Raw genomic sequence first — 26,800 nt, 5'->3', positions numbered from 1 at the left:
TCCCGGAGTGCGTGCGGTGAGGGGACGGGCGGGGGCGCCGTGACGCGCCGGGGCGCCCGGCGCCCGGGCGGGCGCCTCGGGAGGGGCCCGCCCGCGGCGGCGGGGGGCCGGGGCTCAGGTGGCCGTCCGGCCCCCCGCGCCGGCGCCGGCGCGGGGCGGCCCGGAGGCGGCGACGCCCGCGGCGGCCGCGCCGATCAGTCCGGCGTCGAGGGCCAGTCCGGCGGGCACCACCGGGACGTCACGGGTGAAGTCGAGGACGGCGTACGACTTCAGGTGATGGCGCAGCGGCGCGAACAGCACGTCGCCGGCCTGGGAGACCCCGCCTCCGACGACGACCAGGTCGAGTTCGACGAGCGCGGCCGTCGCCGCGATGGCGGCGGCCAGGGCGCGGCCGGCCCGGTCGAACGCGGCGAGCGCCCTCGGGTCGCCGGCCCGGGCCGAGGCCCCGACCTCGCGGGCGGTGGCGGGGAGGCCGGCCGGGGGCGTCCAGCCCGATTCCAGCGCATGGGCGGCGATCGCCGTGCCGCTGGCGTAGCGCTCGACGCATCCCCGGGCGCCGCAGGGGCACACGGGGCCGTTCTGGTCGACGGTGATGTGCCCGATGTGACCGGCGTTCCCCGTCGTCCCCGCGTGGACGGAACCTCCCAGGACGAGGCCGCCGCCGACCCCGGTCGAGACGACCATGCACAGGGCGTTCGCCGCGTCCTTCGCCGCGCCGATCCAGTGTTCCGCCGCCGCCATCGCGACCGCGTCGCCGACGAGCACCGGCTCGATGCCCTCCGGGACGGCGGGGTGGCTCCGCACCCGCTGCACCAGGGGGAAGGAGCGCCAGGCCGGGATGTTCACCGGGCTCACCGTGCCCGCGAAGGTGTCCACGGGGCCGGCGCTCCCGATCCCCAGGCAGGACAGCGAGGCCCACTCGGGGCGGGCGGCGAGCTCGTCCACCACCGAGGTCACCGCGGCCGCCATCGCCTCGGCGGACCCGCGCGCGGGCGTCGGCCGCTGCGCCCTCGCCACGACGCGCCCCTCGGCGTCGACCAGCGCCCCGGCGATCTTCGTGCCGCCGATGTCCAGCGCTCCGTACACCATCCGCCCAACCTCTCCACAACCGTCCGAACTGTGCGAGCACTACTCTGCCGAGCCATGACAACGTTGTCTAGAGAGGAACGGAGCCGGTTGGGGAACGGACACGACGCCTGCCCGGCCCGACCGGCGCGGGTGAGAGCACTCCTCACCCGCGCCCGCGCCGTCGTCACCCGCGCCGTCATCACCCGCGCACGCCGACGGCGCGTCCCCCGTCAGCGGCGGACTCGGGGCATGCCCAGGCCGATCCAGGAGATGATCTCGCGCTGGATCTCGTTGTTGCCGCCGCCGAAGGTGAAGATGACGGCGGAGCGGTAGCCGCGTTCGAGTTCGCCGTGGAGGACGGCGCCCGGGGAGCCCTCCTTGAGGGCGCCCGCCGCGCCGACGACCTCCATGAGGGCGGCGTAGGCGTCGCGGCGGGCCTCGGAGCCGTAGACCTTGACGGCGGAGGCGTCCTGGGGCGTGAGGGTGCCGTGGTGGACGGCGTTGACCATCCGCCAGTTGAGGAGCTTCATCGCGTCGAGGCGGGTGTGGGTGCGGGCCAGGGCGCGGCGGACCCAGGGGAGGTCGATGACGCGGCGGCCGTCGGAGAGGAGGGTGTCGGCGGCCCAGCGGCGGACGTCGTGGAGGGCGCGGATCGCCATGGTGCCGTGGGCGGCGAGGGTGACGCGTTCGTGGTTGAGCTGGTTGGTGATCAGCCGCCAGCCCCCGTTCTCCTCGCCGACGCGGCGCGTGACGGGGACGCGGACGTCGTCGTAGTAGCTGGCCGTGGTGTCGTGCGAGGCGAGGGTGTTGATCACCGTGCAGGAGTAGCCGGGGTCGCTCGTCGGGACGAGGAGCATGGTGATGCCCTTGTGGGGGGCCGCGTCGGGGTCGGTGCGGACGGCGAGCCAGACCCAGTCGGCGGTGTCGCCGTTGGTCGTCCAGATCTTCTGCCCGTTGACGACGTACGCGTCCCCCTCGCGCACCGCCCGGGTCTTCAGGGCCGCGAGGTCGGTGCCGGCGTCGGGCTCGCTGTACCCGATGGCGAAGTCCAGTTCGCCGGAGAGGATGCCGGGCAGGAAGAACGCCTTCTGCTCGTCCGTGCCGAACCGCATGATCGTCGGCCCGACGGTGTTCAGCGCCATGAGCGGCAGCGGGACGCCCGCCTGGGCCGCCTCGTCGAAGAAGATGAACTGCTCCATGGGCGTGAGCCCGCGCCCGCCGTACTCCACGGGCCAGCCGACGCCGAGCCAGCCGTCGGCGCCGAGCCGGCGGATGGTCTCGCGGTAGAAGCGCTTCTGGGCGGCCGGGTCCCCGTACCGGCCGTGCACGTCCTCGGGGACGAGCTCCGCGAAGTAGGCGCGCAGCTCGGCGCGCAGGCGGTTCTGTTCCGGCGTGTACTGCAGGTGCATCCCGGCCTCCCGTGACGGCTGTCGGCGTCGGCGTCCTCGGCACGACGGCGGTCACGGTAGAACGTGTTCCACAAATGTGGAAGGCCCGGGGCGGCGCCGGGTGCCGCGCCGCTTCCGGGCCCCTGCCCGTACGGGGCCCCGGGAAGGACCCACGGGTCTCGCGGGTGTCTACGGAAGGAGTTCGTCCAGGGAGGCGCGGCCCTTCTCCGCCATTCTGCGTTCGGCCCAGGCCAGGGTCTGGGGCGTCACGTCGCGGCCGGAGGCGAGCACCAGGTCCTCCGCCGTGAAATCGCCCTCCGAACCGGAGTGCAGCAGCCGGTCGGGGGTCGGTCGGTCCCCCCGGGACTTCTCGTCGGGCTCAGCGTTCATGCCGTCTCCTCCATGCTTCTGCGGGTGGGTCCCGGCACTGGCCATTCTCGTGTCCGCCCCCGCGCCCCGCATCCGGGCGCCCGGCGCGGGCCCGGCTCCCCGCGCCGCCCGCCGCAGCAGCGCGACGGCCTCCGCCACCGGGAGCGCCCGGCCGGCCCCGTGCGCGCCGGCGTACTCCTCGGGGGTGAGCGCGGCCCGCACGGCGGGTTCGGCACTCCGCCGGATCAGCGCCTCGGTCTGCGGGGTGTACGCGCGGAAGCCGCCCGGGCCCGCTCCGGCGTGGGCGTCGTACGCGCCGAGGAGCCGGGCGGCCGTGCGGGCGTCGCCGGGGCCGCCGCGGCCGCCGAGCGCCCACGCGCCGGTGGCGAGCTGGGCGACGAGCAGGTACGGCGCCACCAGGTGGGCCAGCGTCTCCAGGTCCTCGACCGCGCGGCCGAGCCGGGCCAGGGCCCGGTCGTGGGCGCCGTCCAGGCAGTCGGTCCAGGCCCGCATCCCGCCGACGATCCCCCGGAACAGGGCGGGGACGTGGTCGCCGAACTCGGCCTCGGCACGGCCCAGCTGCTCCTGCGCGAGACCGGTGCGGCCGGTGTGGGCGTAGTGCTGGGCGAGCAGGAGCCGGCCGCTGCCGACGGCCTCGGCGCCCCAGCGGGCGGCCTCCTCGGCGGCGGCGGCGAGGAGCCGTTCCGCCTCCTCGTCGCCGTCGGGACGGAGCCGGAGGCGTACGGCGGCGAGGCGGGCGGTGAAGACCGGCACCTGGGAGCGGGCGCCCGCCTCCCCGGCCGCCGCGGCGGCCCGGGCGAAGTCCTCGGCGGCCTCGGTGAGCCGCCCGGCGCTCTCGTACGCCTCGCCGCGGGCCGCCAGCGACTCCCCGATGCCCCAGGCGTCCCCCGCCGCCTCGAAGAGGGCGAGGGCCTCGGCGGCCTCCTCGGGTCCGTCGCCGGCCAGCCGGGACCGCATGAGCAGCGCGAAGGCCAGGTCCCAGGGGTCGCCGTGGGCGCGGCAGGCGGCGACGACGAGGGCGAGGGTGGTGTCGAGGCCGGTGAGCCCGCCGGTCATGAGGCGGGCGAAGAACCAGACGGCGCCGGGCTGGCGGCAGGTCTGCGGCAGGCCGGGCCGGTAGGCGGCGACGACCCGGTGGAGCCGCTCGCGGGCCCCGGCGTCCTGCTCCACCGCGGTGGCCCCGGACCCGCCCTGGGCGGCGAGCGCGTACAGCCGGACACCGCGCCGGGCCTCCCGCAGCCGCTCGCCCGTCCACGGCGGCGGCACGTCGTGGCAGCGGCCGTGGAAGGGCTCGGCGGGCCGCACGGGCGGGTCGAAGGGGTCGGGTCCGAAGCGGCACGCGGCGCCGGACCAGGTGCGGGAGTCGTGCTGGTGGTTGCGGAGCTGCCAGAACCAGGAGAGGGAGTGGACGAGACACAGCACCTCCTGCTCGTCGCGGGCGGCGACGGCCGTCCGCAGGGCGGTCCGCAGGTTGTCGTGCTCGCGCTCGAAGAGGGCGAGGGTGAGGGCCTGGCGGGGGCCGCGCAGGGCGGGGTCCCGGGTGCGGGCGAGTTCGCGGTAGTACGTCAGGTGCGCCCGCTCGACCGCCTCCCGCTCCCCCGCCTCCGCCAACCGCTCCGCCGCGTACTCCCCCACCGTCTCAAGAAGACGGAACCGCATCCCCCGCTCCCCCGGCGCCGACACCACCAGCGACTTGTCCACCAGAGCACCCAGCACGCCCAGCACGTCCGCACCCTCCGGACCCGCGCACACCGCCTCCGCCGCCTCCAGATCACACCCGCCCGTGAACACCGCGAGCCGCCGCAGCACCGCCCGCTCCGGCTCCTCCAGCAACTCCCACGACCAGTCCACCACCGCCCGCAGCGTCTGCTGCCGCGGCAGCACCGTCCGCGCCCCCGACGTCAGCAGCCGGAAGCGGTCGTCCAACCGCTCCGCGATCTGCCGCACCGACAACACCCGCAACCGCGCCGCCGCCAGCTCGATCGCCAACGGCAGCCCGTCCAGCCGCCGCACCACCTCCCCCGCCGACACCACGTCCTCGGCCACCTCGAACCCCGGCCGCGCCGCCGCGCCCCGCTCCCCCAGCAACCGCAACGCCATCGCCTCCGGCAACGGACCCAACGGCCGCAGCCGCTCCCCCGGCACCCCCAACGGCTCCCGGCTCGTCGCCAGCACCCGCACCCCCGCACACCGCGCCAGCACCGCCTCCGCCAACCGCGCCGCCGCACCCACCACATGCTCACAGTTGTCCAGCAGCAACAGCATCCGCCGCCCCGCACAGTGCTCCACCAGACGCGACAGCGGATCACCGCCGAGGAGTCCGTCGGAGCCTCGGAGCACCGTCTCGCGGGCGCCGAGGGCGGTCAGGACGGCGCCCGGGACCTCCGACTCCTCGCGCACGGAGGCGAGTTCGGCGAGATGGACGGTGCCGTCGCCCTCGTACGCCTCCGCCGCCTCCAGGGCCAGCCGGGTCTTGCCGACGCCGCCGGGGCCGAGCAGCGTCACCAGACGTGCGGACGTCAACTCGGCGGAGAGAGAGGCGAGTTCCTCGTCGCGGCCGATGAAGGAGGTGAGGCGGGCGGGGAGGGGAGAGGCCCGGCGCCGGGGGGCCTCGGGGCCGTCACCGGCGAGCAGCCGCTCGTGGAGGGCGCGGAGCCCGGGACCGGGGTCGGCGCCGAGCCGGTCGGCGAGCGTCCGGCGCACCTCCTCGTACGCCGCCAGCGCCTCCGCCGCCCGCCCCGCCTCCCGCAGCGCACGGATCCGCAGCACCTGCAGCGGCTCGTCCAGCGGCCGGCCGGCACAGAGCGCGGTCAGCTCGGGCAGCACCTCGACCGCCCGGCCGAGGCCGACGTCGGCGGCGAGGCGGTCGCGGCGGGCCTCCGCGTGCCGTCGCTCGACGCGCACGACGAGGGGGTCGGTGGTGCGGCCTGGCAGGTCGGCGAGGACGGGCCCGGCCCACAGGCCCAGCGCCTCGTCGAGCAGCCCGGCGGCCCGCCCCGGCTCCCCGGCGGCCAGCGCCACGGCACCCTCCGCCGCCAGCCGCTCGAAACGGAAGAGGTCGACGTCCTCCGCCGTCGCGGCGAGGCGGTAGCCGCCCGGCTCGGAGACGACGGCCCCGGCGCCGAGGGTCCGGCGGAGCCGGGCGACGAGGGCCTGGAGGGCGGCGGCGGGGTCCTCGGGAACGGCGGTGTCGTCGGCCCACACCCGGGCGGCGAGGGCGGCGGGCGCGGCGGGCCGGCCTCCGGCGGCGGCGAGCGCCGCGAAGAGGGCGGCGAGACGGGCGCCGCGGACGGGGCCCTCCGTGCCGTCGGCGCGGCGGGCCCGCCCGGGACCGAGGACGCGGTAGAGGGGCTGCACCGCCCCATTCTGCCCCGGCCGCCCCGGCGGGCCCGCCCCGCTCCGGCCCGGCCGGCGGGCGGGCCCGTACGGCTCCGTCCGGCCCCTCCGGGCGCCGCGTTCCCTCCTCCGCCGGGCCGGTGCCCGGTGCGCCACGCCGTGTCGCAGCCATGGCGTCGGCGGGGCGCGGGTTCGACAATGGGGAGGATGAGCGACGACGATCCGCGTGCGCACAGTGGCGGGATCGGGCCCGCCGAGTGGCTCGCCATGAACCGGACCGGCAGCTTCGACTGGGATCTCGACACGGGCACCATCGATGTCGACGCGTCCGGGCTGCTGGTCTTCGGCGTGCCCCCGGACGGTTTCGACGGGCGGCCGACGAGCCTGGTGGCGCGGCTCGACCCGGCGGAGCGGATGCGTCTGGACCACGTGGTGCGGACGGCGGTGACCGGCGGCCACGCCTCGTACAGCACGCACTTCCCGATCCCGCAGGACGACGGGACACCCCATTGGACGCATGTGCTGGCACGGATCCTGCGGGACGGAAACGGGCGGGCGCACCGGATCGTGGGGGCGGTGCGGGACACCACGGCCGAGGTGTCGCACGCGGCCTTCGTGCAGCAGCTGGAGAAGCGCCGCGAGCTGCAGACGAGCATCGTGGAGCGGACCACGCACGCGCTGTCCCGGGCCGTGACGGTGGACGACGTGACGGCGTCGCTGACGGGGCCGGGGGGCCTGGCGCGGCTGGGGGCGGACGGTCTCGCGCTCGGTCTGGTCGAGAACGGCTCGCTGAACGTGATCGCGCTGAGCGGGGACTCGCTGGACGTGCTGGACGGGCTGCGGACGCGGCGGCTCGACCGGGGGCTGCCGCTGGCGGAGGCGGTGCTGAGCGGCCGGCCTCGGTTCGCGTCCTCGTTCGCCTCGCTGGGGCGGGACTTCCCGGAGCTGGCGCCGTATCTGGAGCACCTGCCGTTCCGGGCGGCGTGCTACCTGCCGCTGGTGGCGCAGGCGCGTTCGCTGGGCGGCATGGCGCTGTTCTACCGCGGCCGGACGGCGTTCACGGCCGACGAGCGGAACCTGGCGCTGGGGCTCGCCGCGATCGTCGCCCAGTCGCTCCAGCGGGCGATCCTCTTCGACGAGGAGCGGGAGCTGGCCACCGGGCTCCAGGAGACGATGCTGCCGCGCCGGATCCCGGAGATCTCCGGCGGGGAGATCGCGGTCCGCTACCACGCGGCGTGGAGCGGCCGGCAGGTCGGCGGGGACTGGTACGACGTGATCGCGCTGCCGCGCGGCCGGGTCGGGATCGTCGTCGGCGACGTGCAGGGCCACGACACCCACGCGGCGGCCATCATGGGTCAGCTGCGGATCGCGCTGCGGGCGTACGCGGGCGAGGGCCACGCGCCGTCGACGGTGCTCGCCCGGGCCTCCCGCTTCCTCGCCGAACTGGACACCAACCGGTTCGCGACCTGCACCTACGCGCAGGTGGACCTGGCGAGCGGCACGGTGCGGGCGGTGCGGGCCGGGCATCTGGGGCCGCTGATCCGGCACACCGACGGGCGGGTGGGGCAGCCGAAGCTGCGCGGCGGGATGCCGCTGGGGCTCGCGACCGTGTTCGGTGACGAGGAGTTCCCGGAGACCCGGCTCGACCTGGTGCCCGGCGAGACGCTGGTGCTGTGCACGGACGGTCTCGTCGAGCAGCCGGGCACCGACATCGAGACGGGGCTGGCGGCCCTGTCGGAGGCGGTGAGCAGCGGACCTCCGCAGGCGGAGGCGCTGGCCGACCACCTGTCGGAACGGCTGTGGGAGCGGTGGGGTGCGGGCGACGACGTGGCTCTGCTGGTGCTGCGGCGGAGCCCGGACCCGGGGACGCAGGGGGCGCCGCGCATCCACCAGTACATCCACCAGGCCGATCCGCAGGGCCTGTCGGACGCGCGGGCGGCCGTGGGGCAGGCGCTGCGGGACTGGGGGATGCCTGAACTCGCCGACGACGCCGAGCTGTTGACGGGCGAGCTGCTGGTGAACGTGCTGCTGCACACCGAGGGCGGGGCGGTCCTCACGCTGGAGGTGCTGCCCGAGCCGGTGCGGCGGGTGCGGCTGTCCGTGCAGGACCGGTCGAGCGCCTGGCCCCGGCGGCGCACCCCGGGCGAGGCGGCGACCTCGGGCCGGGGGCTGCTCCTGATGGACGCGCTGGCTTCGCGCTGGGGCGTGGAGCCGCGCGGCGAGGGCAAGGCGGTGTGGTGCGAGATCGGCCCGGCGCGGGTGGGGGCGGACGTGTCGGGGCCGGGCGGCTGAGGAGCCGGCCGTGGGCCCCGGGGCGGCGTCGCGCCGGATCGCGTCGTGCCGGAGCGCGTTTCGGCTGGAGCGCGTTTCGGCTGGAGTGCGGGAGGGCTGCGGCGTACCGGCCGGACGGGTGGTCCGCACGGGGGGGGGCGCGGACCCGCCGCCGGCCCGGACCCGCCGCCGGCCCGGACGCGTGGGCGGCCGGCGCGACCGGGGCGGCGGCCGCTCGTTGAGCGGTCCGTGAAGAAGCGCGCCCTCCTGCTGTCCTCGCTCGGGATCACCCTCGCCGCCGGCGGCCTGACGTGGTGGTACGCCGCCGAGGTCGCGGCGGGCACCGACGTCGTCTTCTGCTTCTGCGAGTACGGCCGCGAGGACGCGGCGCACATCGCCGCCGACTCCCGTGCCCTGGTGGCGGGGACGGTCGGGGAGGTGCGGACGTACCGGCGGCCGGGCGGCGGGGGCGGCGCTCAGGAGCGGGTGGTCCGGGCCCGGGTGACCATCGACACCCGGTTCGGGCACGGGAGCCCGGTCGCCGGCGGGTTCGCGCCGGGGAGCACCGTGGAGGTGGAGTGGACCGCCGGGGAGCACGAGGAGTTCTGGGCGACGCTGGAGCCGGGCGGCCGCTACGCCCTGTCGCTGTCCCCGCCGAGGTTCACGGGAGAGTCGTCCTATGACGTGCGAGCGGCGGAGGAGCTGCCCGACCGGGCTTCGGGCGACGCGCGGTGGCGGCGCGCGGTCGCCGAGGCGGAGGGGCTGGAGAGCCCGTGCGAGGAGCGGCGCCGGGAGTTCCGCGAGCACTACGGGGCGAAGGACGTGGTGCGGGAGTGGTTCGCGTGACGCCCGGCGGGCGGCGTCAGGCGCGCTGCCAGACGGTGGTGGCGTTGCAGAACTCCTTGATGCCGTGGCCGGACAGCTCGCGGCCGTAGCCCGATCGCTTGACGCCGCCGAAGGGGAGCGCCGGGTGGGAGGCGGTCATGCCGTTGACGAAGACGCCGCCGGCCTGGAGGTCGCGGACGAAGAAGTCGACGTCCTCGTCGCGCCGGGTCCACACGTTGGAACTCAGCCCGAACGGCGAGTCGTTGGCGACGGCGACCGCCTCCTCGGCGTCCCGCACCGCGTAGACGGTGGCGACGGGGCCGAAGGTCTCCTCCTGGTGGATCCGCATGGCGGGGGTGATGCCGGTGAGGACGGTGGGCCGGTAGTACCAGCCTCGGGCGAACTCCGGCTCCTCGGGGCGGCGGCCGCCGCACAGGACGGTGGCGCCGAGGCGTACGGCGTCGTCGACGAGCTCCTCCAGGTCGGCGCGGCCCTTCTCGGTGGCGAGCGGGCCGACGTCGGTGGACTCGTCGAGGGGGTCGCCGACGGTGAGGGCGTTCATGGCGGCGGTGAAGCGTTCGGTGAAGTCCTCGTAGACGTCCTCGTGGACGAGGAACCGTTTGGCGGCGATGCAGGACTGGCCGTTGTTCTGCACGCGCGCGGTGACGGCGGTCTTCACGGCCCGGACGATGTCAGCGGAGGGCATCACGATGTACGGGTCGCTGCCGCCGAGTTCCAGGACGGTCTTCTTGACGACGTCCCCGGCGACGGCGGCGACGGCCCGGCCGGCGGGCTCGCTGCCGGTGAGGGTGGCGGCGGCCACCCGGGGGTCGCGGAGGACGTCCTCGACCTCGGCGGAGCCGATGAGGAGGGTCTGGAAGCAGCCGTCGGGGTAGCCGGCGCGGCGGAAGAGGTCGCCGAGGTAGAGGGCGGTCCTGGGCACGTTGGAGGCGTGCTTGAGGAGTCCGGTGTTGCCGGCCATGAGGGCGGGGGCGGCGAAGCGGATCACCTGCCAGAGGGGGAAGTTCCACGGCATCACGGCGAGGACCGGGCCGAGGGGTCGGTAGTGGACGCGGGCCCGGTCGGCGCCGGAGTCCCGGACGTCGCTCTCGGCCGGGTGCTCGTCGGCGAGCAGTTCCTCGGCGTGCTTGGCGTACCAGCGCATGGTCTTGGCGCACTTGCCCGCCTCCGCGCGGGAGGCGGTGAGCGGCTTGCCCATCTCCAGCGTCATGGTGCGGGCGATGTCCTCGGTGTCCTCGTCGAGGAGCGTGGCGGCGGCGCGCAGCAGCCGGGCCCGCTCGGCGAAGGGGGTGGTGCGCCAGTGGCGGAACGCCTCGTGGGCGGCCGCGATCCGCCGCTCCACCTCTTCCGGTCCGTGCGCGTCGTAGGTGCGCAGCGTCTCACCGGTGGCGGGGTTCACCGTGGCGATGGCCATGGCCTTCTCCTCATGCGTCGGCCCCCACGGGAAACTTCCCGCTTCCGGGGCCGGGGCGCAAGGGGGACGGGTGCGGTGGGGTGACGCACGCGCGCGTGGCCCAGTGGGGTGGCGCACGCGCGTGGCTCAGCCGAGGAGCCAGGCGAGCGCTCCGTCGAGGTGGGCGAGGAGGACGGGGTCGCGGTACGCCTCCGGGGCGTGGCCGAGAGCGGTGAAGAGGAAACGGCCCCGGTCGACGGTCCGGCACCAGGCGAGCGGGTGGTCGTCGCCGAGCGTGCCGCCCTCGTACGCGGCCTCGTCGGCGCACAGCAGGACGTGGACGCCCGAGGCGCGCGGGTGGGAGGTGTACTCGTACCACTCGTCCGTCCACTCCCAGCGGCGCGGCAGCGGGGCGGAGGCGGGGTGACCGGCGTCCTCGACGAGGACGGCGCCGGGCTGGAGGGGCGGGTGGCCGGCGAAGCGGGTGCCGAGGAGCTCGCCGTAGAAGGGCCAGTCGGGTTCGGCGTTGGCGGCGGCGTGGACGGCCAGCAGGGCGCCGCCCGCCCGCAGGTACGCCTCCAGGGCGGTGCGGCCCTCCGGGGTGAGAACGGTGCCGGTGGTGGAGAGCAGGACGACGAGGGCCCGGCCGGCGAGTCCCGCGCCGGAGAAGGCGGCGGGGTCCTCGGTGGTCTCGGCGGTGAGGCCGCGCGCGGCGGCGAGCCCGGCGAGCGCGGCGGCGCCGTCGGGGATGGAGTCGTGCCGGTACCCGGCGGTGCGGGTGTAGACGAGGACGTCGGCGGTGGGCACGGGGGGCTCCTGGGTCGGGGCGGGGGCGGGGGCGGGGGGACGGGCCCGGCGCGGGCGGGGTCCACGGGCGGCGGGCGTCTGTGGCGGAAGCTCGACGGTAAGCGCTTTCCCCTCCCCTCGGTGCGACCGTAACCAGCGAAAACCCCGCGCCGCAAGCCTGTCGGCTCGGGCAGACTCACCACATGACGACGACCTCCGCATCCCGGCTCGCCCCTCCCCCGCTCCACGACACGGCCCGGCGGGCACTGGCACACGTGGAGGCACGCTCGTCGGGGGGTCCGGTGGACCCGGCGCTGCGCGTGACGCTCAACTTCCACCCGCACTTCCTGGACCGGCTGGCCGACGAAGGCGTCTACCGCTCGCAGTTCGTGACCGGCACCGGCAACGGCGGGCTCACCGCCCGGCCCGGCGGCGACCGCTGGAACTGGGAGAGCCGGATCTTCGGCGGCGCGTACGACGAGGCGCCCGCGCACGAACGGCCGGTCTACGGCGCGCTGGACTTCCGCCGCCGCCCGTACGGCGCCGCGCCCCGCTTCGGCTCCGCCCATCTGCGGCTGACGCCGGAGGCCACGACCCGGACCAGCTTCTGCTACCCCGACAGCTTCCTGGAGCCCACGGACTTCGGGGTGGCGTCCCGGATGGCGCTGGTGGCGCTGGCGGAGGCGGACGAGAGCGACCTGCTGGACGACTACGTCGAGGCGCAGGTGCACGGACCGGTCGAACTCGCGCGGGACGTGGAGGCGCTGGTCCTGGACCCCAGCCACCGGGGCACCGAGGTGGAGGAGGCGGCCCGCCGCCTGCCGTGCCCCGTCGAGTGGCACGGCGGCTTCCGGCTCGCCGTCGCCGAGCTGCGCCGCCACCCGGACTTCCGCGGCCCCGAGTACGTCGAGCTGGGCGCCCGCATCGCCGTCGACGGCCACCTGGACCCGCGGATCGTCCAGGACGCGTCCCTCTCGGGGGCGTACGACCCCCAGGACGTCAAGAAGGTCTGGCACTACCTGGCCCGCTTCGGGGCGCCCGACGCCTGACCCCGGCCGGCGGCCTCCGGCGCATGCGATGCATTGATGTATCGGATACACCGCTGTATCTTTTCGGCGCGCCGCGCACCTTCCTCCGCATCCCCTGGAGTCGCCATGAGCACCGTGCCGCCCGCCCTCGCCGCCGCCGTGGGACCGCTGCCCGACGGGGTGGAGCTGCCGCTCCCGCCGACCTTCGAGAGCGTCGAGGAGGAGCGCCGGTACCGCAAGGAGCAACTCGCCGCGGGATTCCGGATCTTCGGGCGGTTCGGGTTCTCCGAGGGGGTCGCCGGGCACATCACCGTCCGGGACCCCGGCGACCCGGACGCCTTCTGGGTCAACCCCTTCGGTATGAGCTTCAGTCAGATCAAGGCCTCCGACCTGATCCTCGTGGACCACGAGGGACGGGTCCTGGAGGGGCGCCGACCGGTGAACCGGGCCGCCTTCGTCATCCACTCGCGCGTGCACGCGGCCCGGCCCGACGCGGTCGCGGCGGCGCACTCGCACTCGCTGCACGGGAAGGCGTTCTCCAGCCTGGGCGTCCCGCTCGACCCGATCACCCAGGACGCCTGCGCGTTCTTCGAGGACCACGGGATCTACGACGACTACCGGGGCGTGGTGAACGAGACCGAGGAGGGCGAGCGGGTCGCCAAGGCGCTCGGCGACCACAAGGCGGTGATCCTGAAGAACCACGGGCTGCTGACGGTGGGCCACTCCGTCGCCGAGGCGGTCTGGTGGTTCGTCACCATGGAGCGGTCCTGCCAGGCGCAGCTGCTCGCCATGGCCGCCGGCACGCCGCGGCTCATCGACCGGGAGACGGCGCTGCTCACCCGCGGGCAGGTCGGCGGCCACCTGGCCGGCTGGTTCCAGGCCCGGCCGCTGTGGGATCAGATCGTGGCGTCCGACCCCGACCTCTTCGACTGAGACGGCGACTTCGGCCGGGACGGCGGCGCGGGCCGGGTCGATGCCTCCAGGAGCGGAGGCAGGAACTCCCGCTCCAGGTCGCCCGGCGGCAGCGCCTCCGGCTCCACGTAGCTCTGCGCGAGGCCGCCCTCGCGCAGGGCGATGAGGAGCCGGGCGAACCGGTCGGCGTCCACGGTCAGTTCGCGGCCCGCCCGGCGCAGCACGAGGGTGAGGCCGCGGGCGATCTCGGCCCGCAGCCGCTCGTCGTGCCGGGCCAGCACCCAGGCGGCCTGCGGGTCGCGGATGGCGTGCAGGGTGAACTCGGTGGTGACCAGGTACCAGTCGCGCTCGTCCGGCTCGATCGTGGCGGCCAGCTCCGCGAGCCGCGCGAGGGTGTACTCCTCCGCGGTGAGGGCGTCGATGGACGCGGCGAGCCGGGCCACGGTGCGCTCGCTGTGCTCGTCGAAGAGGGCGAGGAAGAGCTCTTCCTTGCTCGCGAAGTTCGAGTAGTACGCGCCCCGGGTGTAGCCGGCGCGCTCACAGACCTGCTCGATGGTGGTGGCGTGGAAACCGTGCTCGGCGAAGGCCTCCAGCGCGGCCTTCAGGAGCGCCGCCCGAGTGCGCGGCCGCCGCCTCGTGACGCCCTTCGGCACGTCCGCCTCCCTGTGTCCGTCCGGCGCCGCTCCCCGCGCCGCCCGGCGCCCACCCTACCCGCGTGCGGCACCCCGCCCCAGGCTCCGGCGCCGGGCGGTCCCGGGCCCCGGCGGATAAAATTCACGCATGGGAGAGCGGCCGGTCGCGCCCGCCGCACCCGGTCTGGTCCTCCTCGTCGACGGCATCACGACGCGGATGGACCCGGGCCGGGTCTATCGCGTGGGGCGTGATCCCACCAGCGACATCGTGCTCGCCGACGCCCGGGCGTCCTGGCACCACGCGGTGCTCCGCGCCGCGGGCGGCCAGTGGACGCTCACGGACGAGGACAGCACCAACGGCACCTACGCGGACGGCGTGCGGGTGCGGCTCCCCCGGGTCGTCGGCCCGGGCACGGTCGTCCGCTTCGGCCACCCGCAGGACGGTCCCCGCGGGGTCCTCGCCGCGCCACCGGGCGAACCCGGGGCCGCCGCCCCGGGACGGCCCGCCGCGGCCGTGGAGCGGCCCGTGGAGCGGCCCCTGAAACCCGCGCCGCCTCCCGAGCGGCCCGCGCCCGCGCCGCCCCCGCCCGCACCCGCACCCGCACCCGCGGAGCCCGTAGGGGAAGAAGCGGTGCGGGGCGGCGGCGGGGCGGAGGCGGGGACGCCACGGCCCGCGGGGGTGTCGCGGCCGGGGGCGACGGGGACCTTCCGGCGGCCGACGGCGGTGCGGCCGCTGCCGGAGCACACCGTGCGGATCGGGCGGGCGCCGGACAACGACGTCGTCGTCGCCGACCTCGTGGTCTCACGGCACCACGCGGAACTCCTCGCCCGGCCCGACGGGACGTACTGGATCCACGACCTCGGCAGCCACAACGGCACCTTCCTCAACGGCCGTCCCGTCGTCGAGCCGGTCCGGGTCACGACCGACGACATCGTCGGCATCGGACGCAGCGCGTTCTGCCTGGCCGGCGGGCAGCTGGTCGAGTTCACGGACACCGGCGAGATCTCGCTCGACGTGCAGGAGCTGGCCGTCACCGTCGACCACGGCCGCAAGACCCTCCTCGACGAGGTGTCGTTCCCGGTCGGCGAGAAGACGCTGCTCGCGGTCGTCGGCCCGTCCGGGGCCGGCAAGTCGACGCTGCTCGGCGCGCTCACCGGGCAGCGGCCGGCCGACCGGGGCACGGTCCTCTACGACGGCCGCGACCTCTACCGGGACTACGCCGAGCTGCGCCAGCGCATCGGACTCGTCCCCCAGGACGACATCCTGCACCTCCAGCTGACCGTCCGGCGCGCCCTCGCGTACGCCGCGGAGCTGCGCTTCCCCGGGGACACCGCGCCCGCCGAGCGCCACGCGCGCGTGGCGGAGGTGATCGGCGAACTGGGACTCTCGGAGCGGGCCGACCAGCCGATCCACAGCCTCTCCGGCGGGCAGCGCAAGCGGGTCAGCGTCGCCCTGGAGCTGCTGACCAAGCCCTCGCTGCTCTTCCTCGACGAGCCGACCTCCGGCCTCGACCCCGGCATGGACCGCTCGGTGATGCACATGCTGCGCGGGCTCGCGGACGACGGGCGCACGGTCGTCGTGGTCACCCACAGCGTGCTGAGCCTCGACGTCTGCGACCGGCTCCTCGTGCTCGCCCCGGGCGGCCGGGTCGCCTACTACGGGCCGCCTGGCGACGCCCTGTCCTTCTTCGGCTTCGAGCAGTGGCCGGAGGCCTTCGAGGCGTTCGAGACGGAGCGGGACCGCGACTGGGCGGGGCAGTACCGGGAGTCGCGCTCCCACCGGCGGTACATCGAGGACGCGACGGTCCGGCCGTACGCCCCCGTGCCCGCCGCCGGGGGCGCCGGGGCCTCGGCGGCGCCCTCGGGAGCGCCGGCCCCGCCGCCGAAGGCGCAGAGCTGGGGCGGGCAGCTGCGGACGCTGGTGCGGCGCTACACCGCCGCGCTCGCCGCCGACCGCACCTTCCTCGCCATCATGGTCGCGCTGCCGTTCGTGATGGGCGCCATGGCCCGGGCCCTGTCCGAAGGCAGCCTCAACCCCGAGTCCACCCTGAACGTGCTGCTGATCCTCTGCGTCGGCGGGGTCCTGACCGGCGCGGCGAACGCCGTCCGCGAGCTGGTGAAGGAGCGGTCGATCTACCGCCGGGAGAGAGCCGTCGGCCTGTCCCGCTCCGCCTACCTCGCCTCCAAGGTCGTCGTCCTCGGCACGGTGACGGTCGTGCAGGCGGTGGTGCTGACCCTGGTCGCCCTGGTCGGCGTGCCGCTCAACGTGCCCGACGGCAAGGGCGTGCTGATGCCCCCGCTCGTCGAGATCACGCTCGCCGTCGCCCTCCTCGCCTTCACCGCGATGATGCTCGGCCTGCTGGTGTCGGCGCTGGTCCGCAAGGAGGAGGTGACGATGCCCCTCCTCGTGCTCCTCGCCATCGTCCAGGTGGTGTTCTGCGGCGCCCTGCTGAACGTGCGGGGCACCCCGGTGCTGGAGCAGCTGGCCTGGTTGGTGCCGTCGCGGTGGGCGTTCGCGGCGATGGGTGCGACGATCGACATCGGGGCGGTGGCGCCGAGCGAGAAGACCGCCGATCCGCTGATGGACCACACGGCGGCGGCCTGGCTCTTCGACATGGGCATGCTGGTCGTGCTCTGCCTGCTCCTCGGCCTCGCCGTGTCCCGGCTGCTGCGCCGTCACGAACCCGTCGTGATGCGCCGGTGACCGCGAGCAGGAGGTGAGGCGGTGAGCGTTCCCGGCCCCGGATCGGACATCGGATCCGGATCCAATATGCAGAACCCTGGATCCAGTACGCCGAATACTGGATCCAGCCTGTCGGACAACGGATCCAACATGTCGAATATTGGATCCGACGTCATGTACGCGGTCGACTTCCGCCCCACCCACGTCGTCCCGCGCGGCGGCCTCCCCACCTGGCAGGCGCCCGACCCGGCGTACCCGACGGTGCCGCTGGACGCCTTCCTCCCGGTGCGGCTCGTGGAACGGACAGGTGACTGGGGGCGGGTGCTCTGCTCCAACGGCTGGACGGCGTGGGTGGACGCGCGGCTCCTGGTCACGGTCCCCGACGATCCGCCGGCGGCGGGCCCGGCGCCCGCCCGCACGGCGGATCCGCGGCCGCTCATCGCGCGCGCCGAGGACGCCCTGGGCCGGTACCGGCGGGCCGTGGAGGAGCTGGCGGCCGGGCGGTCGGACGGGGAGGGCTTCCGGCGGCGGACGCGCGGGCTGCGGGTCGGGATGGTCGTCGACGGGGAGTCGGTGTGGCTGTACGACGCGGAGCACGAGCGCTGGGTGTTCTGCGACGGGGTGGGCCTGACGACGTACGCGGCCGCCTCCGGCCCGTCCCGTACCGCCGCCCCGGACCTCCACCCGGGCCCGGAGCCGGAACCCGAGCCCGGGGCGGCGGAGCCCGGGGCGGAGGCGGGGCCCGTACGGGAGGCGGAGCCCGTACCGGAGGCGGAGCCGGCGCCCGTCGCGTACGAGCCGACGCAGGTGGTGCCTCAGGTGGACCCGGCGGTGGCCGCCGGGCCGCCGCCCACGCAGGTCGTCGACCGGCCTCCTGACGCGGAGGGCGGGCGCTGATGGCGGGCGCGGACGCCGGCGGGGCGCGGGACGCCGGGTTCCCGGCGGGGCGGCCGTCGGGGCTGGCGGGGAAGGAGATCGCGGGCTACCGCGTGGAGGCCGAGATCGGGCGCGGCGGGATGGCCGTCGTGTACCGGGCGCGGGACCTGCGGCTGGACCGGACGGTCGCGTTGAAGCTGCTCGCGCCGGAGCTGGCGCGCAACGACACCTTCCGGAAGAGGTTCGCGCACGAGTCGCGGGTGGCCGCCTCGATCGACCACCCGCACATCGTGCCGGTCTTCGAGGCGGGCGAGACGGAGGGGGTGCTGTACATCGCGATGCGGTACGTGGCCGGGCAGGACCTGGTGGCGCTGCTGGCGCGGGAGGGTCCGCTGCCGCCCGCGACGGCGGGCCGGATCGCGGCGCAGGTCGCGTCGGCCCTGGACGCGGCGCACGCCCACGACCTGGTCCACCGGGACGTGAAGCCGGGGAACATCCTGGTCGCGGAGGGCACCGACCGTGACCATCCGGAGCACGTCTACCTGACCGACTTCGGGCTGACGAAGAAGTCGCTGTCGCTGACCGGGTTCACGACGGTCGGCGAGTTCGTGGGCACGCTGGACTACGTGGCGCCGGAGCAGATCTCGGGGAAGCCGGTGGACGGGCGCTGTGACGTCTACAGCCTGGCGTGCGTGGTCTTCGAGACGCTGGCCGGGGCGCCGCCGTTCCGCCGGGACACCGACTGGGCGGTGCTGTGGGCCCAGCAGTACGACCCTCCGCCGCCGCTGGCCGAGCGCCGGCCGGGGCTGCCGGGGGCGGTGGACGCGGTGTTCGCGCGGGCGCTCGCGAAGACGCCCGAGGAGCGGTACGGGACGTGCCTGGAGTTCGTCGCGGAGCTGCGGGCGGCACTCGCGCGCGTGCCGGGCGGGGGCCCGGTGCCGACGTCCGGGGCGGGTCCCCGGGCGCCGGGTCCGCCGCCGGAACCCCCGGCGTGGGCGCGGCCGGTGTTCCACCGCCGATGAGGCCGGGCCCGGGCTGGGCGGTGGGCCCGGGCGGAGCGGTAGGGCCGGACCCGGGCGGGGCGGTGGGGCCGGACCCGGGCGGGGCCGGTGCCGCGCGGCCGTCGTCTCAGTCGTCGTCCGGCGGTACCTGGCCCCGGTGCCGTACGCGGGTGGCGAGCAGGCCGGTCAGGAAGCCCGCGACGAGGCCCCAGAGGAGGGCGAGGCCGGCGGTGCGCCAGACGTGGGGGCGGAGCACGACCTCGCCGCCGAGGCCTCCCAGGTCCCCGATGCCGAGGATCGACAGGCCGAAGCGGGCTTCGACGAGGGTGAGGGGCGCGACGGCGAGCATCGTCAGGGCGAAGGCGACGCCGAGGTGCAGGGCGTGCCGCCAGGGCCGGACGCGGGCCGGGGAGCGTACGGCGGCGACGAAGCCCGCGCCGAGGACGAGGACGGCGGCGACGGGCAGCAGCCACCAGGCGCGCCCGTCCTGGGCGGCGAGCGAGGACAGGTCCACGGTGGACAGGTCGGCGCCGTCGCCGCCGCGCAGGACGGCGTCGAGGACCTGTGGCATGGGCAGGCCGAAGGGGCCGTCGGCCCTGCCCTCCCAGGAGCCGCCGATGCCGACGCCGAGGGCGAGCCAGCTGACGTTGGGCAGGCCCAGGAGGAGGACGGCGAAGGTCTCGGCGGCGTGCCCCTTGGTGGCGGCGACGACCAGGCCGATGACCAGGCCGACGGCCACGTACGCGAGGAGCAGCAGGAGCATCGCCGAGGCGGCGGGCCGCACGGCCTCCTGGTGGCGGAGCACGCGTGCGGGCAGGGGGCTGCGGCGGGAGACGAGGAGGGCGACGAGGAGGACGCCGAGGATCCACAGGAGGCCGTGGCCGAGGGTGGGGCCGACGAGGGTGCGGAAGCCGACGCTGGGGTCGGCCGCGTCGATGAGTTCGCCGAAGAGGTCGGCGAGGGGTTCCTGGGAGTCGCCGACGCCGAGGTCGAGGGGGAAGTCGTGGCGGGCGGCGGCGCAGAGCCCGGCGAGGGCAGCCAGCCACAGGACCGTGACGGCGGCGGCGCGGGCCGCGAGGTCGCCGGTCCTGGCGACCGCGTGGTGGCGCAGCGGGCGGAGGAAGACCGCGCCGGTGACGAGCGCGCCGACGAGGGTGACGGTGAGGGGCATCGCGGTGAGTTCGCCCTGGGTGCCGGCGAGGGAGCCGGCCGAGCCGGCGATCTCGACCTGTCCGCCGGCGGCCATGACGACGACCGCGGCGAGGACGGCGGCGAAGCCTCCGGGGAGGTCGGCCGCGCCGGCGGCCCAGAGGCCGAGGGCGGCGGTGACGCCCATGGCGGCGTAGCCCGCGAGGACGGCGGCGAGGGCCTGGGCGGCGATGCGGAGCCCCGCGGGGGCCGGGGCGCCGCGGGGGGCGCCCGGGCCGGTGGCGGGGGGCGGGGTGTGGGGGAGCCGGGTGCTCACTCTGCCCACGCTAGTCCGGCCCGGGCGGCTCCGCCTGCGGGTGCGGTCCGTCCGGACGGGGGGTGAGGAGGTGTCACGGCGCCGGTGACACTGCGTGAACGTGGGCCCATAGGAGGCATCCCTAACCGGATACGGCTCCGCCAAACGGGCCGTCTACCGACGATGCGGTAACGCTCCGACAACGACGCGAGACGGATCGAAGGTGTTACGTCGTCGTTATAAACGGAAGATTTGGTCCGTTTCGCGCGACTTTCTCACCCCCGAATCCATGAGATGGTCGTCCACCCTTCGACTCATGAGCCTCGGGCCATACCACGGACCGCCTCCTTCCGGAACCCCTCAGGGCCAGGAAGTTCACGGCTGCGCTGGGTAACTTCGGCGCCCATGACCACAGCTCACACAGCACCGGAACAGGTCCGGTTCGCGGCGCCGGTCTCCGCCCGGGACTGGACCATCGGACGGCCCAGGGTCGGCGACGGCGCCCAACTCTGGCGGCTCGCACGGGAATCCGAGACCCTGGACGTCAACTCCTCCTACAGCTACCTCCTGTGGTGCCGGGACTTCGCCGAGACCTCCGCCGTCGCCCGCGACGCGGACGGACGGCCACTGGGCTTCGTGACCGGCTACCTCCGCCCCGACGCGCCGGGGACGCTGCTGGTGTGGCAGGTCGCCGTCGACGCCGCGTACCGGGGCCACGGCATCGCCGGGGCGCTGCTCGACCACCTCTCGGAGCGCGTCGCCGGCACGTACCCGCTGGACGCCGTCGAGACGACCATCACCCCGGACAACGAGGCCTCGGAGCGCCTGTTCAGCTCCTACGCCCGGCGGCACGGCGCGCGGGTGAGCCGGACGGTCCTCTTCCCTTCCGCCGCCTTCCCGGCGCCCGGCCACGAGGCCGAGGTGCTGCACCGCATCGCGCCGCTGGCCTTCTGACCCGGCCCCCTCTCCACCACACCCCACGTACTGGAGTCCCGTATGACGCTCATCGCAGGATCCGCCCCCACCGTCTTCGAGACCGTCGAGTCGGAGGTGCGCAGCTACTGCCGCGCCTGGCCCACGGTCTTCGAACGGGCCACCGGGAGCCGCCTGTTCGACGAGCACGGCCGTCCCTTCCTCGACTTCTTCGCCGGCGCGGGCTCGCTCAACTACGGCCACAACAACGCCGCGCTCAAGCGCCCGCTCCTCGACTACCTCGGGAGCGACGGCATCACCCACGGCCTCGACATGTCGACGACGGCGAAGCGGCGCTTCCTGGAGACCTTCCGCTCGGCCGTCCTGGAACCCCGCGGCCTGCCCTACAAGGTGATGTTCCCGGGCCCGACCGGCACCAACGCCGTGGAGGCGGCGCTCAAGCTGGCCCGCAAGGTCACCGGCCGGAAGACGGTCGTCTCCTTCACCAACGCCTTCCACGGCATGTCGCTCGGCTCCCTCGCGCTCACCGGCAACGCCGGCAAACGCGCCGGGGCGGGCGTGCCGCTGACGCACACCACCCAGATGCCGTTCGACCACTACCTCGGCGGCAGGACCCCGGACTTCCTCTGGTTCGAGCGGCTCCTGGAGGACTCCGGGTCCGGCCTCGACCACCCGGCCGCCGTGATCGTCGAGACGGTCCAGGGCGAGGGCGGGGTCAACGTGGCGCGCGCCGAGTGGCTGCGCGGCCTCGCCGACCTGTGCCGGCGCCGGGACATGCTGCTGATCGTCGACGACATCCAGATGGGCTGCGGCCGCACCGGCGACTTCTTCTCCTTCGAGGAGGCCGGCATCACCCCGGACGTCGTGACGCTCTCCAAGTCCATCAGCGGCTACGGACTCCCCATGTCCCTCTGCCTGTTCCGCGACGAGCTCGACGTGTGGGAGCCAGGCGAGCACAACGGCACCTTCCGCGGCAACAACCCGGCCTTCGTCACCGCCACCGCCGCCCTCGACGCGTACTGGCGGGACTCCGCCCTGCGCGAGCGCACCCTCCGGCGGGCCGCCACGGTCGAGGCCGCGCTGGGCGACCTCGTCCCGGGCTCCGTGCCGCGCGGGCGCGGGCTCGTGTGGGGACTGGAGTTCCCGGACGGGGAGCGGGCCCGGGCCGTCTGCCGGCGCGCCTTCGAGCTGGGCCTGCTCGTGGAGACGTCCGGGCCGCGCGACGAGGTCGTCAAGCTGCTGCCCCCGCTGACCGTCACCGACGACGAGCTGGACGAGGGCCTCGGCATCCTCGCGCGCGCCGTCCGCCACACCGCCTGACACCCCGTACGGAAAGGCCACCTTCATGATCGTCCGCACCTTCGCGGAGCTGGAGAACACCGAGCGGCACGTGAGGTCCGCCTCCGGCACCTGGGAGAGCAAGCGCATCGTCCTCGCCCGCGAGCGCGTCGGCTTCTCCCTCCACGAGACCGTCCTGTACGCCGGGACCGAGACCGCCATGTGGTACGCGAACCACGTCGAGGCGGTCGTCTGCACCGCGGGCGAGGCCGAGCTCACCGACCACGAGACCGGGACGACGTACACGATCACCCCCGGGACGATGTACCTCCTCGACGGCCACGAGCGGCACACCCTCCGGGTCAAGGAGGACTTCCGCTGCCTGTGCGTCTTCAACCCGCCGGTCACCGGCCGCGAGGACCACGACGAGAACGGCGTCTACCCGCTGCTCACCGAACCCGGGCCCGACGGCGCCTGAGCCCCGGCCCCTGCCGGTTCCCCCCCTCGCCCCCACCCCCTCCACCGTACGTACGAGAAAGGCCAGCACCGCGATGACCACCGCTCCCGCCCGCCCCGTCGACCCGTACCCCACCCGCGGCACCGAGGAGGCCCTCGTCTACCGCAAGGAGCCCGTCGTCTGGTCCGAGCCCGGCACGCCCGGCCCGTTCTGGCCGCGCGAGCTGGAGGACTACGAGCGCAACGGCTTCTTCGCCGTCGACGCCCTCGTCTCCCCGGAGGAGGTCGCCGAACTCCGCGCCGAGCTGGACCGGCTGGTGACCGACCCGCGGATCCGCGAGGACGACCGGGCGATCGTCGAGCCCCGCTCCCAGGAGATCCGCTCCGTCTTCGAGGTGCACCGGATCAGCGAGGTGTTCGCCCGGCTCGCCGCCGACCCCCGGCTCGTCGACCGGGCGCGGCAGATCCTCGGCTCCGACGTCTACGTCCACCAGTCGCGGATCAACGTGAAGCCCGGCTTCGGCGCCAGCGGCTTCTACTGGCACTCCGACTTCGAGACCTGGCACGCCGAGGACGGACTCCCCCTGATGCGGGCCGTGTCGGTGTCGATCGCGCTGACGCCGAACTTCACCACCAACGGCAGCCTCATGATCATGCCGGGTTCGCACCGCACCTTCCTCGGCTGCGCCGGCGAGACCCCGAAGGACAACTACAAGCAGTCGCTGCGGATGCAGGACGCCGGCACCCCCTCGCACAAGGCGCTGACGACCTTCGCCGAGGCCTGCGGGATCGAGCACTTCACCGGCGACGCCGGGTCGGCGGTCTGGTTCGACTGCAACGCGCTGCACGGGTCGGGCGACAACATCACCCCCTTCCCCCGCAGCAACGTCTTCCTCGTCTTCAACAGCGTGGAGAACGCCCCGGAGCTGCCCTTCGCCGCCCCCGTCCGCCGGCCCTCCTACATCGCCGCCCGGGACACCACGCCCCTCGGCTGAACACCGGACCCCGCGAAAGGACGCACATGACGACGCACCCCTCCCGCAGACGCCTGCTGGCCCGCGCCGCCGTGCTCGGCGGGCTGCTCACCGTCTCCGCCCCCCTCGCCGCGTGCAGCCGGACGGAGGCCGGCACCGGCGCCCCGGCCGGCGACGCGGACCTGCTGGCGAGGCTGCGGAAACAGGGCCACGTCCGGGTGGGCTTCGCCGGCGAGGCGCCGTACGGCTTCCAGGACGGCGGCGAACTCGCCGGGGAGGCCCCCACCCTCCACCGGGAGATCTTCACCGCCCTCGGCGTCCCGGAACTCCGGCCCACCCTCACCGAGTTCGGCGCCCTCATCCCCGGGCTGCTCGCCGGACGGTTCGACGTGGTGAGCGCCGGCATGGCCATCACCCCCGAGCGCTGCGCCAAAGTCGCCTTCTCCGAGCCGGAGTTCATCTCCCCCACCGCGCTCATGGTCCGCAGGGGGAACCCGGAGGACCTGAGCGACCTGGTGTCCTGCGCGCGGAGGAAAGCCCGCGTCGGCGTCCTGACGGCCGCCGTCGAGAGCGGGTACGCGAAGGCGGCGGGCGTCCCGGACGGGTCCGTGGTGACGGTCGGCAAGCAGCAGGACGGACTGGACGCCCTGCTCGCCGGCCGGATCGACGCCTTCGCGCTCACCGGCATCTCGCTGCGCTGGCTCGCCCGCACCAACGGCGGCGCCGCCGTGGAGGTCCTGGAGCCGTTCGTGCCGGTGGTCGACGGGGTGAAGCGGTACAGCCCCGGCGGCGCCGTCTTCCGCACCGGCGCCGTCTCGCTGCGGGAGGCCTTCGACGACGAGCTCGCACGGATCACCGGCGACCCCGCCCGGTACGTGGAGCTGATCGGGAAGTACGGCTTCACCGAGCGCGAGGTGCCGCCGCGCACCCTGCGCACCGCGGAGCTGTGCGCGGGATGACCGGATCCGGAACGGCCGTGTTCCTCTCCGAGCTGGGCCGGGCGCTGCCGGGCATCGGCGAGGGGCTCCTGGTGACCCTGGAGGCGACGGTGCTCGGCGCGGCCCTCGCGCTGCTCGTCGCCTTCGCCCTGGGCCTGGCCTCCCGCTCCCGCTCCGTCGTGGTGCGCGGCGCGGCCCGCGTCACCGTGGAGTTCCTGCGCGGCACCTCGCTGTACGTCCAGCTGTTCTGGCTCTTCTTCGCGCTGCCGATGCTCGGCTTCCGGCTGGAGCCGATGGCCTGCGGAGTGCTCGCCTTCGGCCTCAACTACGGGGCGTACGGCGCGGAGGTGGTGCGCGGCTCGATCGCGGCCGTGCCCGCGGCCCAGACGGAGGCGGCGGTCGCGCTGGGCATGGGGCCGGGGCTGCGCCTGCGCAGGATCGTGCTGCCGCAGGCGTACGCCCTGATGGTCCCGCCCTTCAAGAACCTGCTGATCCAGCTGCTCAAGGCGACGCCGCTGCTGTCCCTGGTCACGGTCACCGACCTCACCTTCCAGATCGACCAGTTGCGGTCCGCGACCGGCGGCACGGCCGCCGCCTACCTGCTGCTGCTCCTGCTGTACTTCGCGGTCGCCGCGCTCCTCGGGGCGGGGATGAACGCGCTGGAGCGGCGGGCGAAGGCGCGGCTCGGCGTCGTGGGCGGTGGTGCGTGATGTGGGACATGGACGCGGCGCGGGCCGCGCTGCCCGTCGTGCTGTCCGGCTTCGGCGTCACCCTGCTGGCGACGGTGCTCGGCTTCGCCGTCGCGCTGGTCGCCGGGCTCGGCGTCGCCCTGGTCCAGCGCTCCGGCGCCCGGTGGATCGCCCTGCCGGTGGGCGCGCTGGCCTCCTTCGTGCGCTCGACGCCGGTGATGGTGCAGCTGTTCGCCGCCTGGGTGCTGGTGCCGGGCCTGGACCCGCTGACGCTCGGGGTGCTGGTCCTGGGCCTGCACTACGCCACGTACCTCTCCGAGGTGTACCGCGCCGGCATCGACGCCGTACCGAAGGGGCAGTGGGAGGCGTGCACGGCGCTGTCGCTGCCTCGGCGGCGGGTGTGGCGGGCCGTGGTGCTGCCGCAGGCCGTGCGGAAGGTGCTGCCGTCGCTCGGCAACTACGCGGTCTCCATGTTCAAGGAGACGCCGTTCCTCTCGGTCATCACGGTGAACGAGATGGTGCACGAGGCGAGCACCTTCGGCAGCACCCACTTCGCCTATCTGGAGAGCTTCACCCTGGCCGCCGCCGTCTTCCTGCTGGCGAGCTGGCCGACGTCCGTGCTCGTCCGCCGACTGGAGGCCCGCCTTGCCCACTGAGACCGAACGCGGATCCGTCCCCGGGGCGGCGCACGCGCGCGCCGCGGAGAAGGTCCGCTTCACCGGGGTGACGAAACGGTTCGGGGACCACACCGTGCTCGACGGGCTCGACCTGACGGTCGCGCCGGGCGAGCGGGTGACCCTGATCGGCCCGAGCGGCTCCGGGAAGACGACCATCCTGCGGCTGCTGATGACGCTGGAGCGGGTGACGGACGGCGTCGTCCACCTGGACGGGGAGCCGTACTCCCACATGCCGTCGGGCCGTGCCGGCGGCGGGCTCGTCCCCGCCGACGAGCGCTATCTGGCGGCGCGCCGGCGGCGCGTCGGGATGGTGTTCCAGCAGTTCAACCTCTTCCCGCACATGAGCGTCCTGGCGAACGTGACGGAGGCGCCCCGGCACGTCCTTGGCCTCGACGCGGACGAGGCCGCCGCCCGCGCCCGGGACCTCCTGGGGCTCGTCGGCCTCGCCGACAAGGAGGACGAGCATCCGACCCGGCTCTCCGGCGGCCAGCAGCAGCGGGTCGCCATCGCCCGGGCCCTGGCGATGCGCCCGGAGCTGCTCCTCCTGGACGAGGTGACCTCCGCGCTCGACCCCGAGCTGGTGGCGGAGGTCCTGGACGTGCTGCGGGACGTCGCCGACGCCACCGACATCACGATGCTCTGCGTCACCCACGAGATGGGCTTCGCCCGGGACGTCTCGGACCGGATCCTCATGTTCGACGGGGGCCGCGTGCTGGAGTCCGGCGCTCCGGGGCGGCTGCTCGACGCCCCGGAGCACGAGCGGACCCGGGCCTTCCTCCGGTCGATCGGGTGAGGGCGGTG

General features: G+C 75.1%; 22 protein-coding genes. 15 read left to right on the top strand and 7 right to left on the bottom strand.

Annotated features, from left to right (window positions below):
- Nucleotides 1–114: 114 nt before the first annotated feature.
- The 3 genes from ACF1ED_RS33870 to ACF1ED_RS33860 form a co-directional block, all read right to left on the bottom strand.
- Nucleotides 115–1,089 (bottom strand): ROK family protein, encoded by a 975-nt coding sequence (locus ACF1ED_RS33870; RefSeq protein ID WP_391767143.1) that lies wholly within the window; start codon nt 1,087–1,089, stop codon nt 115–117.
- A 209-nt stretch (nt 1,090–1,298) separates the two neighbouring features.
- Complete coding sequence (locus tag ACF1ED_RS33865) at nt 1,299–2,477, bottom strand: acyl-CoA dehydrogenase family protein (RefSeq protein ID WP_391767141.1); 1,179 nt, start codon at nt 2,475–2,477, stop codon at nt 1,299–1,301.
- 168 nt (nt 2,478–2,645) lie between these two features.
- Entirely contained in the window at nt 2,646–6,203 is a 3,558-nt protein-coding gene (locus tag ACF1ED_RS33860) for an ATP-binding protein (RefSeq protein ID WP_391767139.1), read from the bottom strand.
- A gap of 186 nt (nt 6,204–6,389) precedes the next feature.
- Here ACF1ED_RS33860 and ACF1ED_RS33855 point away from each other — a divergent pair, with 186 nt between their 5' ends.
- Together ACF1ED_RS33855 and ACF1ED_RS33850 are read left to right on the top strand one after the other, a co-directional pair.
- Nucleotides 6,390–8,474, top strand: a complete 2,085-nt coding sequence (locus ACF1ED_RS33855) for a SpoIIE family protein phosphatase (protein WP_391767137.1) — start codon at nt 6,390–6,392, stop codon at nt 8,472–8,474.
- Between the two features lie 228 nt (nt 8,475–8,702).
- Nucleotides 8,703–9,299, top strand: a complete 597-nt coding sequence (locus tag ACF1ED_RS33850; protein ID WP_391767135.1) for a hypothetical protein — start codon at nt 8,703–8,705, stop codon at nt 9,297–9,299.
- A 16-nt stretch (nt 9,300–9,315) separates the two neighbouring features.
- Here ACF1ED_RS33850 and ACF1ED_RS33845 read toward each other — a convergent pair whose 3' ends face one another.
- Together ACF1ED_RS33845 and ACF1ED_RS33840 are read right to left on the bottom strand one after the other, a co-directional pair.
- On the bottom strand, nt 9,316–10,713 hold the full coding sequence (locus ACF1ED_RS33845; protein WP_391767133.1) for an NADP-dependent succinic semialdehyde dehydrogenase: 1,398 nt from the start codon (nt 10,711–10,713) through the stop codon (nt 9,316–9,318).
- 126 nt (nt 10,714–10,839) lie between these two features.
- Nucleotides 10,840–11,499, bottom strand: a complete 660-nt coding sequence (locus ACF1ED_RS33840; RefSeq protein WP_391767131.1) for a ThuA domain-containing protein — start codon at nt 11,497–11,499, stop codon at nt 10,840–10,842.
- Between the two features lie 182 nt (nt 11,500–11,681).
- Here ACF1ED_RS33840 and ACF1ED_RS33835 point away from each other — a divergent pair, with 182 nt between their 5' ends.
- Both ACF1ED_RS33835 and ACF1ED_RS33830 read left to right on the top strand, forming a co-directional pair.
- Entirely contained in the window at nt 11,682–12,527 is an 846-nt protein-coding gene (locus ACF1ED_RS33835) for a DUF3626 domain-containing protein (RefSeq protein WP_391767129.1), read from the top strand.
- 105 nt (nt 12,528–12,632) lie between these two features.
- Nucleotides 12,633–13,439, top strand: coding sequence for a class II aldolase/adducin family protein (locus ACF1ED_RS33830; RefSeq protein ID WP_391767127.1), 807 nt, complete (start codon nt 12,633–12,635; stop codon nt 13,437–13,439).
- Here ACF1ED_RS33830 and ACF1ED_RS33825 read toward each other — a convergent pair.
- Nucleotides 13,403–14,071: a TetR/AcrR family transcriptional regulator gene (locus ACF1ED_RS33825; protein ID WP_391767125.1), complete on the bottom strand. Its 669-nt coding sequence runs from the start codon at nt 14,069–14,071 to the stop codon at nt 13,403–13,405. The genes ACF1ED_RS33830 and ACF1ED_RS33825 overlap by 37 nt on opposite strands.
- A 127-nt stretch (nt 14,072–14,198) precedes the next feature.
- On the opposite strand from ACF1ED_RS33825, the gene ACF1ED_RS33820 reads away from it, so the two are divergent.
- The 3 genes from ACF1ED_RS33820 to ACF1ED_RS33810 all read left to right on the top strand — a co-directional run bounded on the left by ACF1ED_RS33820 (nt 14,199) and on the right by ACF1ED_RS33810 (nt 18,631).
- Complete coding sequence (locus tag ACF1ED_RS33820) at nt 14,199–16,754, top strand: FHA domain-containing protein (protein WP_391767123.1); 2,556 nt, start codon at nt 14,199–14,201, stop codon at nt 16,752–16,754.
- Between the two features lie 129 nt (nt 16,755–16,883).
- Complete coding sequence (locus tag ACF1ED_RS33815; RefSeq protein ID WP_391767121.1) at nt 16,884–17,630, top strand: hypothetical protein; 747 nt, start codon at nt 16,884–16,886, stop codon at nt 17,628–17,630.
- Nucleotides 17,630–18,631 carry a serine/threonine-protein kinase gene (locus ACF1ED_RS33810; RefSeq protein WP_391767119.1) on the top strand — a complete coding sequence of 334 codons (1,002 nt, stop codon included), beginning with the start codon at nt 17,630–17,632 and terminating at the stop codon, nt 18,629–18,631. The genes ACF1ED_RS33815 and ACF1ED_RS33810 overlap by 1 nt, the downstream gene beginning before the upstream one ends.
- Nucleotides 18,632–18,737: 106 nt before the next feature.
- On the opposite strand, the gene ACF1ED_RS33805 is transcribed toward ACF1ED_RS33810, so the two are convergent.
- Nucleotides 18,738–20,084 carry a streptophobe family protein gene (locus ACF1ED_RS33805; RefSeq protein ID WP_391767117.1) on the bottom strand — a complete coding sequence of 449 codons (1,347 nt, stop codon included), beginning with the start codon at nt 20,082–20,084 and terminating at the stop codon, nt 18,738–18,740.
- A 375-nt stretch (nt 20,085–20,459) separates the two neighbouring features.
- Between ACF1ED_RS33805 and ectA the strand changes: the two genes are divergently transcribed.
- From ectA to ehuA, 8 genes are all read left to right on the top strand, one after another.
- Nucleotides 20,460–21,008 carry a diaminobutyrate acetyltransferase gene (ectA, locus tag ACF1ED_RS33800; protein ID WP_391767115.1) on the top strand — a complete coding sequence of 183 codons (549 nt, stop codon included), beginning with the start codon at nt 20,460–20,462 and terminating at the stop codon, nt 21,006–21,008.
- Between the two features lie 42 nt (nt 21,009–21,050).
- A complete protein-coding gene (gene ectB, locus ACF1ED_RS33795; protein ID WP_391767113.1) occupies nt 21,051–22,307 on the top strand; it encodes a diaminobutyrate--2-oxoglutarate transaminase in 1,257 nt (418 codons plus the stop codon).
- Between the two features lie 25 nt (nt 22,308–22,332).
- A complete protein-coding gene (locus ACF1ED_RS33790) occupies nt 22,333–22,743 on the top strand; it encodes an ectoine synthase (protein ID WP_391767110.1) in 411 nt (136 codons plus the stop codon).
- Nucleotides 22,744–22,816: 73 nt separating this feature from the next.
- On the top strand, nt 22,817–23,716 hold the full coding sequence (gene thpD, locus ACF1ED_RS33785; protein WP_391767108.1) for an ectoine hydroxylase: 900 nt from the start codon (nt 22,817–22,819) through the stop codon (nt 23,714–23,716).
- Between the two features lie 26 nt (nt 23,717–23,742).
- Nucleotides 23,743–24,654 carry an ectoine/hydroxyectoine ABC transporter substrate-binding protein EhuB gene (gene ehuB / locus ACF1ED_RS33780; RefSeq protein ID WP_391767106.1) on the top strand — a complete coding sequence of 304 codons (912 nt, stop codon included), beginning with the start codon at nt 23,743–23,745 and terminating at the stop codon, nt 24,652–24,654.
- Nucleotides 24,651–25,343 carry an ectoine/hydroxyectoine ABC transporter permease subunit EhuC gene (gene ehuC / locus ACF1ED_RS33775; protein ID WP_391767104.1) on the top strand — a complete coding sequence of 231 codons (693 nt, stop codon included), beginning with the start codon at nt 24,651–24,653 and terminating at the stop codon, nt 25,341–25,343. Before ehuB ends, ehuC begins: the two co-directional genes overlap by 4 nt.
- On the top strand, nt 25,343–25,978 hold the full coding sequence (gene ehuD, locus ACF1ED_RS33770) for an ectoine/hydroxyectoine ABC transporter permease subunit EhuD (RefSeq protein WP_391767102.1): 636 nt from the start codon (nt 25,343–25,345) through the stop codon (nt 25,976–25,978). Before ehuC ends, ehuD begins: the two co-directional genes overlap by 1 nt.
- Entirely contained in the window at nt 25,968–26,792 is an 825-nt protein-coding gene (gene ehuA / locus ACF1ED_RS33765; RefSeq protein WP_391767100.1) for an ectoine/hydroxyectoine ABC transporter ATP-binding protein EhuA, read from the top strand. Before ehuD ends, ehuA begins: the two co-directional genes overlap by 11 nt.
- The last annotated feature ends 8 nt before the right edge of the window (nt 26,793–26,800 follow it).

The organism is Streptomyces sp. NPDC014656 (assembly GCF_043084305.1).
Classification (GTDB): domain Bacteria; phylum Actinomycetota; class Actinomycetes; order Streptomycetales; family Streptomycetaceae; genus Streptomyces.
This window is presented reverse-complemented; position numbering and strand designations above follow the sequence as displayed.